Origin of the sequence: Massilibacteroides vaginae, assembly GCF_900178525.1 — a bacterium.
Classification (GTDB): Bacteria; Bacteroidota; Bacteroidia; order Bacteroidales; family Tannerellaceae; genus Massilibacteroides; species Massilibacteroides vaginae.
On record NZ_FXDJ01000005.1, the window covers coordinates 39,710 to 57,656 of the forward strand.

Sequence of the window (17,947 nt, forward strand, 5' to 3'; positions counted from 1 at the left end):
ATAAATATCTTTATTAGTTATAACCTTCATTTTGTTTGAACACATCCAAATTAGTCACCTCATACAAAGCATCTTGAGGTATAGGACGATAGATATGGTAGTCTTTAATCAGAGATATATCCGGATTTTTTTCTTTAACCCATTTCACCAACATTCCAGATCTTTTAAGCATATACCAGCGATTTAGCTCACCACCTAATTCACGTGCTCCTTCTTCCAAAATGAATTCCATAGTCATATCAGAAGCAGTAATTTTTAATTCCTGCTCATGTCCTGTGATCAAAGCTCTTTCTCTTAATTTCGTGATTGTTTCCGCTGCCTTCTCTAATTGGCCCGTTCTTACATATGCTTCAGAAAGAGTAATATAAACCTCACCCAATCTCATAAGAATCAAATCCTTAAAGCCTTCTTCACGCTTTGCCTCATCTCTACTCGGATCAAGATATTTTGTTAATGTATGGTGACAAGAACGGCCATTAATAGTCGGTACGCCCGTTTTCAGATCAAATAGATCTGAAATTTCATCAACAATAACTCCTTTACGATTATAGTCCTGTACATAATCTGGAGAAACCACATCTAGAGGACGGATTAATAATGTATCTGTATAAATCGGCTCATTATTCCAGTTTTCCGGAATTCTGCACCAAGCAGTTTGGAATGTTTGCTCCCGACGTTTATCAAACTTATTAAAACAGGTAAGATAATAGTAAGTTGGCATAATGCAACGATACTCACGGCCATATACTCTGGAATGACTCCAAAGTCCATCAATATTCTGATTAGTATTCTTTGCAGATTTATTATACCATCCTACAAAATAGCGATGCAAATGGTTTGAGTCTTCGTTAGTTTCCATTCCATTATAGATGAGATCACTTGAATATTGTATTGACCAGATAATTTCACTGTTTATCTGATTGTTCACATCAAAAATTGATGAATAGTTATCAAGCAACTTATAGTTATAATCATTAACTATAGAGTTTGAAAGCACAATCGCTTCTTCATAACATTTCTGCTTCGTATAGCCCAATTGACTAAGAATCGTGTCATCATAAGCAGCAAAAGACATCATCACCCTCATTTTTAACATCTTAACAACACCAATATTCATACGCCCAAACTTAGTATCCTGAGGGAGTCCTATTGATTTCTCCGCAACCTCAATGTCTTTAAAAATTCTTTCATAAAAAGCCGCAATACCAGGTTGATATCCCTCAGTTATAACAGTTTGCGAAGGTGTTTCTGAATAATGGGAGGCAGGTCCCCAAGTCTCCACAATCATAAACAGATAAAAAGCTCGCATCGCATGTGCCTCAGATGCCAGTTTTATTCTTTTTTCTTCATTGCTCATTGTAGCTTCTTGCACAAAGTGAATACTTGCATTTGCCACATTTAGTGCTCTATACAAATATTTCCAGTATTGAGAATTGAATCTATTTGAAATCAGTAACGGGTCATTATAAAGCATCGCTTCTTCATAAGGCCAACCAACTCCATTTGTAGCAAATGTCGTCAAATCCGTACCACAATCAGCAAATTTCACCATTCTTTCCACAAGATATCGATTCCTTTGGTACATACTTAAAACCAAAGCTTCTGCACCCTCCTCAGTCTTTGCATATGAATCACTAATAAGGCCTTTGGGGTTTTCCTCTAAGAATCCATCACATGAAGTTAGTCCTATAGATATCGCAACTAATAATGCTATTATATTTTTCTTCATTTTACTTCATTTAAAAAGTTATGTTTACTCCAAAATTATAACTACTTGCCACCGTGAAGTTAAAGTTTGGTGCTTCAGGTATTATATCATATTTAGTAGCTCTATACAAGTATCCGATATTTCTCATCTGAAAATATAACCGAGTCTTCTGCACGGGAATATATTTTGATAATAATTTATCAAAACTATATCCAAAGGTTATATCTTGCAATTTGATATGATCACCCTTTTGATATCCGTTAGCACCCCTATAAGTATCGTATCCACTTGCCTGATCTGCTCGAGGAAAGTCATTTGTCGGATTATCCGGAGTCCAATAGTCTACAGATGGTAGCCAACGTTGACCATCCATCGTTATATCATTATATGGAATTGCTTTTACCATATAGCCCCATCTTGAGTTGATATTAAAAGAGAAGTCAAACGCTTTATATTGTATATTTCCACCAAGAGATGCAGTCCATTTTGGTCTTGTTTGCCCAAGAATAACTCTATCATTCGCAGCGCTAATTGATCCATCGCCATCCTGATCTTTCACCTTTATATCACCAGGTTTAGCATTGTATTTCGCGGCTTCAGTTTCTTCACCCAATTGCCAAACACCAATTTTTTCATAATCGTAGATTACTCCCATCGGCTTTCCTATAAACCATCTATTGTTCGGTAGATCTTCTCCACTAATTAATTCTAATATTTTCTCCCAGTTACGTGCCGAGTTGAATGATAAGTCAACATTCAAGTCTTTTGAACGAATAGGAGAGTAATTTAGTCCGATCTCTAATCCTTTATTCTCTGTTTTTCCTATATTCTGCCAAATCATATCAAATCCTGAAAAAGTAGGAATAGCTCTTTTCATCAGTAGGTCATCTGTACGAGTTTGATATACCTCAACATAACCGGTAAGTTTATTATTAAAAAAACCAAAATCTATTCCTGCATTCACAGTCTTAGAAATCTCCCATCCTAAATTTAGATTAACAATTGAAGATGGACTGTATGTATAAAACTTATCCGCGGCATCTTCTCCAAAAAGATAAGCCTTTTGAGATAAACGAGCTTGGGTTTCATAAGGATTGATTGCTGTATTCCCTACTGTACCATAAGACAAGCGAAGTTTCAAGTTATCAACCCAGTCAGTTTCCGCAAGAAAAGCCTCATCTTTAATACTCCAGCCCAATCCACCAGATGGAAAGTAAGCCCATTGATTACCCTTTGCCAATCTAGACGAACCGTCCGCCCGAATAGCAACATTCAAAAAATATTTACTCTTATAATTATAGCGAGCGCGAACTAACCCGGAAGCTAATGCCCAATCTTCATAAGTACTATTAATTTTTATGTTTTCTGTATTACTTGCCAAATTATGGTATGTGGTATATTCTACCGGTTGATTATTTCCTGATAGATTCGAAAGATCATACTTATAGCTCTGAATCTCACCAACAAGGTCAACAGCCAAATGATGATCCCCAAATGTATTATCATATGAAATAATATTATTTATCGTATATTGGTCAGAATTACTATAATCCTTGCCCGACACCGTTTTAACCCCTTTATTGAAATAGGCATTTTTACCGTAGAAATATCCTGTTTTATTATCCGAAAATGTAAAACCGGCATTTGTCTGCATGTTTAACCATTTGGTTATTGTGATATTCGAAGTGAAATTCAAATTCAGCGTATTCCTTTGCTTATCATCAGCATATTGACCAGGAACATAGTCGGAAAGAGGGTTATACCCAGATGTATTCAATGGATTTGGGAAATAATTAATTGTTCCATCATCATGATATGGTCTGGATAAGGGAGTCATATATAAAACTTCTGTATTTTCTTGTCTGTCTTTATGAGAAAGCCTGAAATCAGATACATTATTACGACGTAACCGAACCGTTGTTCCAAGCTTCCAAAAACTGGCAAGTTCATGATCTGTCGTTAGAGAAATGTTAATATTCTCCATATCATTAGTCTCATAATACCCTTCCTCCTTATCATATTTAAGAGATAAAAACAACTTTGTTTTTTCGCCGCTATTTCCGACACTCAAATGATAACTCTGTGTTAAAGCATCTCTATACATCAAATCCTGCCAGTTAGTATACTCGCCTTTATTTATAACGTCAAGTTCTGAAGCAGTAAACACATCTTCGTCAGTAAAAGGTTTATCCCAACCATGTGCATATCTGTATCCATCACGCCTAAACTGGACATATTCCTCGCCAGATTGAAGAGGCATCATGTGTGGAACATTTAGCCCCATATAAGCATTGAAACTCACTTCACGCTTCACACCGCTCTTTGCTCTTTTTGTTGTTACCAAAACAACTCCATTTGCTCCCATGGACCCATAGATTGCAGAACTCGCAGCATCTTTCAACACCTCTATTGATTCTATATCATAGGTATTTATATTACTTAGGCTACCAGGAATACCGTCAACAATAATAAGAGGATTATTTCCTGCATTCAATGATCTGGAGCCACGAATCAATATTCCTTGGTCATCTCCAGGGAAACGGGCAGATTGAACATCTACTCCAGCAACTTTTCCTTGTAATACATCTTTCACATTACTTGTCGAGGCACTGCTAAACGCGGTACCCTTCACATTGGCCATAGCACTTACAATATCTCTTTTACGAGAAGTTCCATAACCAACTACTACAATTTCATCTAAAGCTTTAGTATCTTCAGTCAGAGTAATATCAAATGTTTTCTTATTATTAAGCCTCTCTTCAAATGAGTTGTAACCTATATAAGAGACAAGAAGCACGCCAGACTCCGGCACATCCAGACTAAACTTTCCGTCCATATCCGTTATTGTACCAATAGTTGTTCCTTTTACGGAAACATTTGCTCCGATCACAGATTCTCCGGAATTATCTAAAATAGTTCCTGTGATTTTTTTCAGTTTTGTCTGAACGGGTTTAGGCATTAAGGCTATTTGCTTATTTGTGATTTCAAAAGTTAAATTCGTAGAACTAAGTAAGGCTGTCATTACCTCTTCTATACCTTTTTGATTTATATTCAGAGAAACCTTTTGTGTCAAGTCTGTTTTATTCACGTCATAAAAAAAGGTATAACTGCTTGTTGCTTGTATTCTTCCTATTGCGTCTGAAAGTTCTATCTCAGAGAATGACAAGGTTATCTTTTCTGGAGTTTTTTGTGCATTTATATTGCAAACAAGAGTAAACAAAAGCGCATAGGAAAGAAAAACTATTCTCTTATTCAGAAATATTTTTATCTTATTCATATATTTGTAAATTATAAGGTTAACATTTTGAGCTTGAATCAAACGGTCAATTTGGAATACAGCTCAGGATGTTTTCTTTTTCGGAATTATTCCGTAGGGCACAGATCACAACGATCTGTGTCTTTTTATACTGGTATTTAGTCTTATGTCATATTTCACCTCCTTTTTTGGTTATTTCTTTTATTGTCACTTTATTTCCATCATCGAAGGAATAACTTATTGGGTTTATCCTTGACATGATCTGTAATATTGTTTCTAAGGGTTCGTCCTTTATTGTAAATGTATAGATATAAGAGTTTGCAATATCCGGATCTAATGAAATCGTCACGTTATACCATTTTTCGAGATACTTGCAGATATAAGCTAAGTTTTTAGAATTAAAACTATACGATTGGTTTGCCCAGGAAGATTCAAAATCAACATCACTTTTTTCTATTAATAAAGTTCTATTTAGCTTATTGAAATAGGCTATCTCTCCGGTGTTCATTATAGATTCTTTATTATTGCTCAGCACCGACACTATTCCTTCTAACAAAGCAACCTGAATATTTTCTTTTCCGGAATAGGCCTGTACGTTAAACCGAGTACCGAGTACCTTTATAGCAATATCATTCACCTCTACAATGAATGGTGACTTAGGATCACTCTCCACGTCAAACAGCGCCTCTCCTTCCAGTTGCACTGTTCGTTTACTTAAATAAGAAGTCTGATAGATTAATGTCGAACCTATATTTAACCAGACAGATGTTCCATCCGGTAAGATCATCTGAGATTTTCCGTTTAAAGCTGTGTATGTCTGAGATTTTATTTCCGGCTTAGTAGTTTTTTTCCCAATATAGAATGACAAAGAAATCGAAAAAAGAAGGATAACAGAAGCCACCGCCGAAGCAATTCTTATTTTATATAATGATATTGAAGGCTTTTCTTTAACTTTATCTTGCTTTTCAGTTCTACGCTTCAGTTCTTTCCAATAGAATTCCAAGTCCGGATTATACGACTCTGAAGCTTTCTGGATGTTTTCCCATAAAGAAGACAACTCAAGTAAAAGCTGATTGTTTTCTCTTTCATTACACCACTCCCGCAAGATACTTTCCTCTTGTTCGGTGGTTTCTTTTTTCAAGTGAGAGATGATTAGATCCCAAGGTATATTATTCTTCACGCTCATTCCTTTTCATGTGTGACACATCAAAAGACAAGAACCCTAATGTAATAATAAATAATTACCACAAATAATAATATGCTTTTCCTAAATGCTTCTTGATCAGCTTAATTGCATTTGTTATATGAGCCTCTACATTCTTAACCGTTACGTCTAATTCTCCAGCAATTTCTTTATTGGTTAAGTAGTCCATCCTGCTTTTTCTAAATACTTCCTTAGTCTTTTCCGGCAAAGAATCGATCGCTTCTTTAATGAGACGGGTCAATTCATTCATTTCAACCGTATAATCAACCTCCGCCTTATCAAATAACGTCCAATCTGATGTGGTAACATAACGATCATTGTCTCTCAGATAATTAAGTGCTCTGTTTTTAGCAGCCTGAAATAAATAGGACTTCCATGAAACTTTTACATCCAGACTTTTTCGCTTTTCCCAAATGTTTACAAAGACATCAAGAACAATCTCTTCAGCAATTAAACTCTCTCTGACATACACTCTTACAAACCTACAAAGAGAAGTGAAATATCGGTCAAATAAATATCTGAACGCTTGCTCATCCTCTTTTCGTATTAATTTTAAGAGAAAAATATCATCCGAGAAATCTATATTAGAGAAGTCTGTCATAAAGAGCTGTGGATTTCCATTTAAGTGGAGCAAATATAAATAAATATTGCATTAAAAACACTTATTTGAATCAGACAGACTTCTAAACCGGCAGTTTCTGGTTACTGCCGGTATTTTCTCAAAATCGCACACTCAGCCGAACCATTGCGTTGGTTCCGGCTTGGGTGAAGTAGCCATCTTCTTTCCCTCTTTTTCCTTCGGAATAGTATGAGTATACCCAGCCGTTTGTTTCGTATTTTTCATTGAACAGGTTGTTTACTGTTACGTCAATGCTTAGTTCTTTTACAAAACGGGGGTTAAAGACGTAGCCTACACGCAAGCTGTTGATGAAATACGCGTCAATAGATCGATCTTTTGCGGATGAGTTATCCATGTATTGACGGCCTACGTATTGAGAGTTGAAGCTTGCGCTAAAGTCTTTATACTTAATATCAAACATACTGTTTGCAATCACATCGGGAGAGAAAGAGATATTAGTCGTACCTAAATATTCCGCGCGTTGTTCTCCGGTATCCCAGTCGTCTACGTATTCAGTGAAATGCTGAACTTTATTGCTGCTGAATGTCGCGTTTCCATTCCAGTTCAGCCACGAAGTTAGTTTAACGCCTGTTATCAGTTCAACTCCGAAACGGTAACTATCCTTAATGTTGGTTGTTAATGCTTCTCCTATTTCACTGATCTTTCCGGAAAGGATTAACTGATTATTGTAATCCATATAGTAAAGATTTACTCCCGCGTTGAACTTCGGCTGTTCATAGGTATATCCGGCTTCATAATCATACAGTGTTTCGTGCACAGGCTGTTCTCCTTTTCCGGCTTCGGTAAAGTTATCCCGGCCGGGCTCCCGGTTTGCTACGGAGAAAGAGGCAAAAGCCTTATGGGCTCCTTTTTGAAAGTTCAACCCTATCTTTGGATTAAAAAAGTTCCAATGTTTAGAGATATTTACATTGTCTCCTGCTTTATCGTCACTTCCTTTAATGGAATAATCGATCCCACGATATTGCAGATCGGCAAAACCTATTAATCCCGGAAGAAATTGATAATTTAATTTCACGAACGTGTTATAGTCGGTTTTCTTACCGGTATTGAAGTAATATTCGTAATTTGGTTTAGGCAGACTATTGGCTGCTTTCGCCCACATCACACGCCCGTAATGATCGCCATCATAATGATTGCCCGCAGCGCCAAATGTAAACATCATATTTTCTCCGCGATAATTCGCATTGTAAATTGCTCCGTAGAAATCATTTTCCAACCACTTACGACGCACAATGTCTGTTTTTTTCTGTTCGTTGCCCTGCGAATCAATGTATACAGGTAGCTTATAGGAGGCATACTTCGCTCCGGCTTTATAATCCTCATAATAACCTTCACCATCGGTATAATGCAACGTCATGTTCATACTCCAGGTATCACTGAGCCGTTTCGTTGCCATTAGGTGATAATGCCTCTGCCAATAGTTGTCTGTCTGATTATCATAATATCGCACAATTCCGTTTTCATCTTCATATTCACCACATGGATTATAGGTTCTATTTGTATTTAGCATAGAGGAAGGTACTCCTTCCCAAGCCTGATAAGTTTTTTCGGAACTACCAAAAGTCTGAAATTTAATTAGCGTATTATCTCCATAATAAGCACCGGAAACAAAATATGAACTCATATTAGCCTTTGCCCGGGAAATAAAACCATCACTTCGCACATTCGAGTATCGCGCATCGAAAACAAAATGATCTTTCAGCAGGCCTGTTCCGCCTCGTACGGTATTACGAACGGTACCGAAAGAGCCGGCAGACACCGAATAGTCCATATACGGATTCAGATCGGGGTTTTGCGTCTGCATAGCCACCGTAGCACCAAAAGCAGCACCACCGTTCATAGAAGTTCCAACCCCTCGTTGTATCTGCACATTTTCTACCGATGAAGCAATATCAGGCATATTTACCCAAAAAACGCTATGAGATTCCGAATCATTTACGGGAACACCATTTAGTGTAATATTAATGCGATTAGCATCCGTACCACGAATACGAAAACCGCTATAGCCCACTCCATTGCCGGCGTCAGAAGTCATTATAACAGAAGGAGACTGTGAGATAAGAAAAGGTATGCCCTGTCCGTCATTTCGTTTAACCAACTCTTGTTTTGACAAATCAGAATAAGCGATCGGCATCGCTTTTGTAACTCTTGTGGCAGATACGACCACTTCATCCAATGATAAACTTTGAGAAACCTGCAACGAATCCACCGGATCAACATCCGCTTTCGCCACATTTGCTACCATAAGTAAGGCAGCACCATAAAAAACACTTTTCATCCTTTCGACTTTTAATTTAAAATTTCACTTGTGAATAGGATAGGAGTGTGTGTAGAAGAACATACCAAAAGATAAACACGGCCGCATATTATCTATTCCCTTCGGCGGCATTATCCGCATCAGGTTGTATGGGTATCATCTCAGCCCGAAAACAGTCTCACAGGAAACAGGTTTTCAAGCACCCCTTAGTATTCAGATGGCAAAGTAAAACAAATTACAGGAATAAATCAAATCACACCGGTGTTTTTCCTATATCATCAACATATCAATAAAAACAATCATCCCCCCATTTCGTGGGATTTTCAATAATATATTTAGATATTCGTTGAAAGGATTGATCATTGCGAATAATATGATCATAAAAACGAGATTGCCAACCAAATTCAATGCCCATACGATGGGCATGTTTTGTTACGGCAGATTTATATCCACCAATTATAGATGAAATCGATCGTTTCCCCGGATTCCGAAAACGGTCCTGTGCATAGGATTCGGATGGTTGGGATGGTTGGGATGGGGGCAATTGCGATAATGATAATGATTGGGGTTGGGGTTGGGATTGCAACGGTGATCGTAACGGTGATCGTGATCGTAGAGACAAGGCATGCCTTGTCTCTACATTTGTATCGGCATTTGTATCGGCATTTGTATCGGTAATTGTATCGGCATTTCCATTGATATACAAACCATTATCCAAACCATTATCCACATCATCATTCCCACCATCATTTTTGTCATTGGGCAATAATATTAATACACCATGTATATGGTTGGGCATTACAACAAATTCGCCTAATTCGATATTTGTTGTATGTGTTTTTATTTCGTGCCATAAAATATTTGCAATGATACCGACGGATGACAATTTCATTTCTCCATTGGTTATTTTTCCGAAATAATGTTTTCTGTGTTGTGTGCATATTGTGATGAAATAGGCTCCCGTTTCTTTATAATCCCACCAAGATGCACGAATCGATTTTACACGATATTTATTCTGATATTTATCCATAGTCCGTTTTGATTATTTCGCGCAAAGGTATAAAATCAGATATTATTGTATAGTAATATATGATGTTTACAGATATTAGTTATATTTGAAAGGGATTATAAATAACCATTAAAAACTGAAAGAATATGGGGATTTGGGATAAACTAAAAGGGGAATTAATTGATATTGTCGAGTTTTTAGACAATACGCAGGATACGATTGTTTATCGTTTTGAGCGTCATAACAACGAGATCAAAAATAACGCGAAACTGGTTGTGCGTGAGGGACAGATTGCTGTTTTTGTTAATGAGGGACAAATCGCCGACACGTTCACGCCGGGTACCTATACGTTGAATACACAGAATCTTCCTATTCTTAGTACTCTAAAAGGTTGGAAGTATGGTTTTAACAGTCCTTTCAAGGCCGAAGTATATTTCGTAAGCACAAAGAATTTCATTGATCAGAAATGGGGCACTAAAAATGCCATCATCTTGAATGATAGCCGTTTCGGCATGGTCGAAATCCGTGCTTTTGGTATGTATACGTTCAAAGTGACAGAAGCTCCGGTTTTCATTCGTGAAATTGTTGGTACGAATCAAACATTTACGACGGCCCAGATACAGGAGCAGCTGAAAAGCATTATTGTTACCCGCTTTTCTGATACAGTAGGCGAAACTAATCTGCCTATTGAGAATTACGCATCAAACCTGAACGAGCTTTCAACAGCGATATTCAGCTACATGAAAGACGACTTCACGGCTTATGGAATGGACGTAACGAAATTCCTGATCGAAAATATTTCGATGCCGGAAGAAGTGAAGAAAGAGATATTTGAACTCAGCCGACTTGAGAAAATCGATCTGGATAAACTGACGAAGATGAAAGCTGCTAAAGCTATGGAAGCAGCGGCCGAAAATCCGTCGGGAACAGCAGGCATGGGTATCGGTTTAGGTGCAGGAATGGCAATGGCGAATCAGATGACTCAAACTATGGCCAACCAAATGCAAAGCAACCAACAAACACAGCCTACCCCTCCGCCTATTCCCGGAATCGGAAATTATTATGTCGCTATAGACGGGAAGCAACATGGTCCGCTTAACAGAGGGGCTTTAGCCGAACTTGTTGCCACGCATCAACTTACCCGCGAATCGTTGGTATGGAAACAGGGATTAGCCAACTGGGAAAAAGCCGGTGATCAAGCTGATCTGCAAGATCTGTTTGCCGCAACCCCTCCCCCTCTTCCTTAATTAGTTTATAAAATGTCGGAAACAACCGAAAACACAAGATTGGGCAGCGACACTTATCAGTGCATGAACTGTGGCGCTGCCCTTAAATACAAGCCGGATACGGATTTTCTTCATTGTGATTACTGCGGTACAAACACACCCATAGAGTCTAAGAAAGTAGAAGAAGTACACGAGCTTGATTTTGAGCAGTATGCACAAAATTTCGAAAAACTTAATACCCAAACAACCAAAATTATCGGTTGTAGAAAGTGCGGAGCGGAATCTACATTCAACGAAAGTATAAAGTCTGCTGCTTGCCCATATTGTACCACTCCATTGATTGAGTCGGACACACATGAAGAACGCTTGATACGGCCATCATACCTTCTTCCTTTTAAAATAGAAGGAAGAGATACGCATAAACACCTGGAAACTTGGCTTAAACGTTTGTGGTTCGCACCTAACAAACTAAAGAAACAAGCCCTTCAAACCAATCAACTGCAAGGGGTATATATTCCTTGCTGGACTTACGACGCGCAAACCGAAACCGATTACTCCGGACAAAAAGGGGTTAATTACACAACGACCGTTGGGACAGGAAAAAACAGACGTACTGTAACACGAACAAGGTGGTATTTTTGCGACGGACATGTTTCTTTATTTTTTGACGACGTAATGGTTCCGGCTTCCGGTATGATTTCTCGTGATATCATGAATAAAATAAACAACTGGGACAGTATGAATATGGTTGAAGCCGACAATCGTTTCCTCAGTGGATTTATAACCGAAAAGTATGTAATGAATATGAATAACGGTTACGATCTGGCAAGACAAATCATGAATTCGGAAATTGATTACGCCATACGAAGGGATATTGGTGGAGATCATCAGCGGATTACTGCTAAAAACACGCACTTCAGTGAAGTTAAGTTCAAACTGATTTTACTCCCGGTATACATGTCATCTTATATTTACAAGAACAAGTTATATCATTTTTTCCTGAATGGCAGAACCGGGCGGCTAACGGGCGACAGACCTTACAGTCCAATAAAAATTGCCATAGCCATCATCATAGGCATAGTGGCGCTGATTGCCTTTATACTGCTACTTAACAGCAATCAATAATGCGCCGGACAGGCAGAATATACGTCAAAAAACGGGCGAAAAATAAGCATTGAATTTCAACGAATAAATAGCCCAAAAAACATAAAGGTTATTTTTCGAAAAATAAAGGTTATTTTTTAAAATATAAAGGTTATGCAGAAAAACATAAAGGTTATTGATTTTTCAGGGCATACCATACGTCGAGAGGATAGTCTGATTCTATAATATCAGGTTTATTGTTTATTTCTTCCCGATAAGCGTTTATTCTGTCTTCCCGGTTATCCAATCTGTCGTGCGTCGGAGCTACCGAAATCATGCACTTTACATTCTTCTGATGCAGTTTTTCCACTATCGCTTTATTCTTCTCGTTGATCGAAGGTCCGACATAAGCGATTATATTCTCCCAGGGTACTCCGGAGATAGACATATCTTCAAATTCTTTATCATTTCGAACAAACGCGGACAGCATGATGCCGGGAAAACGGTCATAATAATATCTGGCCTGCGCGCCTGTATGCACAGTCAGCATAATATACATCTCCGCATCGTATTTCCGTATCAACTCCACGATCATTTCCATGGGCACATCCTTTTTATCCAGGTTGAGTATTGTTCGGTCTTTGCTCCAAAGAAGCGCGTCTTCCAGCTTGGGAATTTTATCCGGGGTAATCTCTCCCCCGATATCTTTCAAACTAAAAGCCTGCAATTCATTCCACGTGTAATCGGAAAGTTTTCCTGTTCCGGTTGTTGTTCTATCCAACGTTTCATCATGCAGAAGTACAATAACACTGTCTTTCGTTAATCTGGGGTCTATCTCGAAAAAAACAGGCATTTCTTTCGTTATCTCCCGAAAGGTGTTCAAGCTGTTTTCAGCTACACCTATCCCCCGAGCTCCTCTGTGTCCGCTTATCAAAACGGACTGGTCGTCACTAAAAAACGCTTTGAAAGCATGTTTCTCCACTGGTCTTACGTGGTTTGCTTCTTTTTTATTTTCACATCCGCCAACAATACTGATCAGTGTGAATAGTATAATACATAGGTGTGCGTAGGAAAAGTTGTAGTTTTTCATTTATAGATCGTTTTTCCTTATGGGAAGAAATAACCGAACGAGAAGGTTACATTATTTTGGTAAAGACGAGATTCGCCTTCACGTTTTACTTGTCTGCGATCGATCGCTCCGCAAAGGGCATTTATGGAAAAGAACACCTGGTCGTATTTTACGGCTAATCCCATATTGACCCCGACATCCCATTTTTTCAGTTCACCTACTTCGTTTTTATTGAACGTGAGGTCTTTCTTTTCTCCTTCAAAGTTGTGACTGCCAAACATAGAGTAGTCTACAGCCGGTCCCAGCAGCACACTCATCCGCACGCCGGAGATCGGAATATTATACGCTATGTTCAGTGGGATCTGTACGGAATAGTAATTGTATTTGTTTTTAACAGTCGTCATCTCGTTTTCGATACGGGAATAGAACGAACCACCTTGGTTTACAAACGAAACTTCCGGACGAAAAGAAAAACGACGGTAAAACGGAACATCCATTACTCCGCCCACGCTAAATCCGGCACGGGCGCCGACTTTATTTTCCGTCTCCAGATTTTGTATTAACGCGGAATAGGATATCCCTCCACGCACACCATAGGTGATCTGTGAAAACGAAGGAGTAACTGCCAAAAACAGTAAAAAAAGTATAGCGCTGATTTTTAGAGGTAAAGCCATAAACGGTAATCTTTATATAGGGACAAATATACATTATTCATCGGTACATTCACCCTTTTTTGTAACTTTAGAGAAAATTCATATATCACTTCTTATAGAATAATGGAACCATTCGTACACTTACATCTTCATACTCAATACTCTTTGTTGGATGGACAGACGGCTATCGATACGCTTCTGGACAAAGCCATAAAAGACAAAATGCCTGCAATCGCTGTTACTGATCACGGAAATATGTTCGGGATTAAGGAGTTCTACAACAAAACAAAAAAACGGAACAGTAAACCGCAGGGGGCAATTAAATCCTGCAAAAAGAAAATCGCCGAATTACGTAAACAGGAAAGTCCGACGGATGAAACATTGGCCGAAATCGCAAAATTAGAAAATGAGATTAAGGAGCATGAGGCTTTACTCTTCAAACCGATTATCGGTTGTGAGTGCTATTGTGCCCGAAACGGACGGCATAAAAAATCGACAAAAGAGGATCTGAGCGGTTGGCATTTGATTGTGCTGGCTAAAAACCTGACCGGGTATAAGAATCTGATCAAGATGGTGTCTATTTCATGGACCGAAGGGTTTTACGGACGCGCACGTATCGACAAGGAATTGCTTGAGAAATATCACGAAGGACTGATTATCAGCTCGGCATGTTTGGGTGGTGAAGTTCCGCAACACATTATGAAAGGCCGACTGGCAGAAGCGGAAAAGTCTATCCTATGGTTTAAGAACTTGTTCGGAGATGATTTTTACCTGGAAATGCAGCGACATGAAACGCATGCTTTTAATGCCGACCAAACAACATTCGTAAAACAACAAGAAGTCAACAAAGTGTTGATTGAACTTGCACGCAAATTAGACGTAAAGCTAATCGCGACCAATGACGTTCATTTTGCGAATGAAGAAGATGCTGAAGCACATGACCGGCTTATTTGTCTGAGTACCGGCAAAGACCTCGATGATCCTACGCGAATGAAGTATTCCAAACAGGAATGGATGAAAACGACTGCGGAGATGAACGCCATTTTCGCGGATATACCCGAAGCGCTGAGCAACACCTTGGAGATCGCAAATAAAGTTGAGTATTATTCGATCGACAATGACCCGTTAATGCCCGACTTTCCTCTTCCTGAAGGTTTTGATAACGAAGATGCGTATTTACGCCACCTCACTTATGAAGGTGCAAAAAGAAAATATGGAGAACCGCTTACTGAAGAAGTAACCGAACGTCTTGACTTTGAACTTGGCACGGTGAAAGGAATGGGATTTCCCGGCTATTTCCTGATTGTACAGGATTTTATCCGTGCGGCAAAAGAGATGGGTGTTTCTGTTGGTCCGGGGCGTGGTTCCGCAGCTGGTTCTGCCGTTGCTTATTGTCTGGACATTACAGATATAGACCCTATAAAATACGACTTACTGTTCGAGCGTTTCTTGAATCCGGATCGTGTTTCGCTTCCGGATATTGATACGGACTTTGACGATGACGGTCGTGGAGAAGTGCTCCGCTGGGTAACGGATAAATACGGTAAAGAAAAGGTTGCTCATATTATCACCTACGGCACGATGGCAACTAAATCCGCTATTAAGGATGTTGCGCGTGTACAGAAACTACCGTTATCCGAATCCAACCGTTTGGCTAAATTAGTGCCGGATAAGATTCCCGATTTAAGAAAGTTCAAACTTAAGGACGCTATACAATACGTTCCTGAACTAAAAGAGGCGGCCACGGGTTCGGATCCTTTAGCGCGTGACACACTGAAATATGCTCAAATGTTGGAAGGGAACGTACGTAATACGGGTGTTCATGCTTGTGGGGTAATTATCGGGAAATATGACATTTCAGACATTGTACCGGTAAGTACGGCGAAAGACAAAGATACCGGTGAAGAAATGCTGGTTACACAATACGAGGGATCGGTTATTGAAGAAACGGGATTGATCAAAATGGACTTTCTCGGACTTAAAACGTTATCGATCATTAAAGAGGCGGTAGAGAATATTCGGCTTACTCGTGGAGAAAAAATCGACATTGACCGCATAAGCCTGGAAGACTTGAAAACGTTCGAGCTTTATTGCCAGGGAAAAACAACGGGAACATTCCAATTCGAGTCGGCCGGTATGCAGAAGTACCTCCGGGAATTGCAGCCCTCGAAATTTGAAGACCTGATCGCGATGAACGCACTTTATCGCCCCGGTCCTATGGATTATATCCCGTCATTCGTTGCCCGAAAACACGGTCGTGAGGAAATAAAATACGACATTCCGATTATGGAACGATACCTGAAAGACACGTATGGTATTACTGTGTATCAGGAACAGGTCATGCTCCTTTCGCGCTTGTTAGCAAATTTCACCCGTGGTGAAAGTGACACCCTGCGTAAAGCGATGGGGAAAAAGCTGATCGATAAGATGAACGAGCTGAAAGCGAAGTTCCTTTCGGGAGGTAAAGAAAACGGTCATGATGAGAAAACATTAGAAAAGATATGGTCGGACTGGGAGAAATTTGCGTCATACGCTTTTAATAAGAGTCATGCCACGTGCTATTCCTGGGTTGCTTACCAGACGGCGTATCTGAAAGCGAACTTCCCTTCGGAATATATGGCCGCGGTGCTCAGCCGAAGTCTTTCAAATATTACCGACATCACGAAGTTTATGGACGAATGCCGGGCAATGAATATTCAGGTACTCGGTCCGGATGTAAACGAATCAATTCTCAAATTCAGTGTCAATAAAAACGGAGATGTACGCTTCGGATTAGGGGCAATAAAAGGTGTAGGAGAATCTGCTGTTCAAAATATCATTGAAGAACGAAAGAACGGACCTTATAAAAATATTTTCGATTTTGTGGAACGGGTAAATCTAACGGCTTGTAACAAGAAGAACATGGAGTGCCTGGCCTTAGGCGGCGCATTCGACAACTTCGGAGTTCGTCGTGAGCAGTTCTTTGCCAACAGTAAAGATGAACTTTTCTTAGACACGCTGGTACGCTATGGTAACAAGTTTCAGGTAGATAAGGTAACCGCAGCAAATTCGCTTTTCGGTGACGATAATCTGGTAGAGATCGCGAAACCTGAAATTCCGCAGGCTGAGCCATGGAGTGATCTGGAAAGATTGAATAAAGAGAAAGAGCTTGTAGGGATTTACCTGTCTGCCCACCCCTTGGATGATTATCGCATTGCACTCACCTATGTTTGCAATACAGGAGCAGCCGAATTGAATGACAAAGACAATCTCAAAGGGCGTGAAATCCTTTTAGGAGGAATTGTAACAGGTTTCCGCGAAGGGTTAACTAAAAACGGAAAGTCGTATGGCATTCTGAAAATAGAGGATTTTACAGGAAACGGAGAGATTGCGTTATTTGGAAATGACTATATCGAATACAGTAAATACGGACGTTTAGGCATGTACCTCTTAATTACAGGGCGTGTGGAAGCAAGACCATACAATGAAGCGATACTTGATTTTAGAATAGGAACCATTCGTCTCCTTCAGGATGAAAAGGATAAGCTGATTGAAAAGATCAACATTACATTACCCATTCACGATCTGGACGAACCCATGATCAATGAACTATCAGTCCTGATCAAGAATAATCCCGGACAGAGCTTATTGTACTTCAAGGTTGTTGACGGAGAACATAACGTTAATTTGAATTTATTCTCACAAAACGTTCGTTTAAATGTAACCCGTGAACTAGTTGATTTTTTAACGGAGAATGAAAATATTGATTTCAAAATTAACGGATAGCATTGTCCGACCTAAAAGTATTTTGTACTTTTGAAACTACAAAAACACATTTCAAAATATATAAATTAAAAAAGAAA

At 39.1% G+C, this 17,947-nt stretch carries 11 protein-coding genes and 1 riboswitch; of the genes, 3 read left to right on the forward strand and 8 right to left on the reverse strand.

The window, feature by feature from the left end; translation table 11 throughout:
• Nucleotides 1-13 precede the first annotated feature (13 nt).
• The 6 genes from B9Y81_RS00325 to B9Y81_RS00350 all read right to left on the reverse strand — a co-directional run bounded on the left by B9Y81_RS00325 (nt 14) and on the right by B9Y81_RS00350 (nt 10,095).
• Nucleotides 14-1,729: a RagB/SusD family nutrient uptake outer membrane protein gene (locus tag B9Y81_RS00325; RefSeq protein WP_085535017.1), complete on the reverse strand. Its 1,716-nt coding sequence runs from the start codon at nt 1,727-1,729 to the stop codon at nt 14-16.
• A gap of 10 nt (nt 1,730-1,739) precedes the next feature.
• A complete protein-coding gene (locus B9Y81_RS00330; RefSeq protein ID WP_085535046.1) occupies nt 1,740-4,985 on the reverse strand; it encodes a TonB-dependent receptor in 3,246 nt (1,081 codons plus the stop codon).
• Between the two features lie 148 nt (nt 4,986-5,133).
• A complete protein-coding gene (locus B9Y81_RS00335; RefSeq protein ID WP_176221423.1) occupies nt 5,134-6,144 on the reverse strand; it encodes a FecR family protein in 1,011 nt (336 codons plus the stop codon).
• A 61-nt stretch (nt 6,145-6,205) separates the two neighbouring features.
• The gene (locus B9Y81_RS00340; RefSeq protein WP_085535019.1) at nt 6,206-6,769 is read right to left on the reverse strand and encodes an RNA polymerase sigma-70 factor; all 564 of its coding nucleotides are present in this window, start codon (nt 6,767-6,769) and stop codon (nt 6,206-6,208) included.
• A 118-nt stretch (nt 6,770-6,887) separates the two neighbouring features.
• Nucleotides 6,888-9,086: a TonB-dependent receptor gene (locus B9Y81_RS00345; RefSeq protein WP_085535020.1), complete on the reverse strand. Its 2,199-nt coding sequence runs from the start codon at nt 9,084-9,086 to the stop codon at nt 6,888-6,890.
• 78 nt (nt 9,087-9,164) lie between these two features.
• A riboswitch (TPP riboswitch) is annotated at nt 9,165-9,282 on the reverse strand.
• Between the two features lie 69 nt (nt 9,283-9,351).
• Nucleotides 9,352-10,095 (reverse strand): transposase, encoded by a 744-nt coding sequence (locus B9Y81_RS00350; RefSeq protein ID WP_085535021.1) that lies wholly within the window; start codon nt 10,093-10,095, stop codon nt 9,352-9,354.
• A 125-nt stretch (nt 10,096-10,220) separates the two neighbouring features.
• Here B9Y81_RS00350 and B9Y81_RS00355 point away from each other — a divergent pair, with 125 nt between their 5' ends.
• Together B9Y81_RS00355 and B9Y81_RS00360 are read left to right on the forward strand one after the other, a co-directional pair.
• Entirely contained in the window at nt 10,221-11,321 is a 1,101-nt protein-coding gene (locus B9Y81_RS00355; RefSeq protein ID WP_085535022.1) for an SPFH domain-containing protein, read from the forward strand.
• 12 nt (nt 11,322-11,333) lie between these two features.
• Nucleotides 11,334-12,425 carry a TFIIB-type zinc ribbon-containing protein gene (locus B9Y81_RS00360; protein ID WP_085535023.1) on the forward strand — a complete coding sequence of 364 codons (1,092 nt, stop codon included), beginning with the start codon at nt 11,334-11,336 and terminating at the stop codon, nt 12,423-12,425.
• Between the two features lie 151 nt (nt 12,426-12,576).
• Here B9Y81_RS00360 and B9Y81_RS00365 read toward each other — a convergent pair whose 3' ends face one another.
• Both B9Y81_RS00365 and B9Y81_RS00370 read right to left on the reverse strand, forming a co-directional pair.
• Nucleotides 12,577-13,473 carry a glycerophosphodiester phosphodiesterase family protein gene (locus B9Y81_RS00365; protein ID WP_085535024.1) on the reverse strand — a complete coding sequence of 299 codons (897 nt, stop codon included), beginning with the start codon at nt 13,471-13,473 and terminating at the stop codon, nt 12,577-12,579.
• A 17-nt stretch (nt 13,474-13,490) separates the two neighbouring features.
• Entirely contained in the window at nt 13,491-14,126 is a 636-nt protein-coding gene (locus tag B9Y81_RS00370) for a porin family protein (RefSeq protein ID WP_085535025.1), read from the reverse strand.
• A 102-nt stretch (nt 14,127-14,228) separates the two neighbouring features.
• Between B9Y81_RS00370 and dnaE the strand changes: the two genes are divergently transcribed.
• A complete protein-coding gene (gene dnaE / locus B9Y81_RS00375) occupies nt 14,229-17,870 on the forward strand; it encodes a DNA polymerase III subunit alpha (RefSeq protein WP_085535026.1) in 3,642 nt (1,213 codons plus the stop codon).
• Nucleotides 17,871-17,947: the final 77 nt, after the last annotated feature.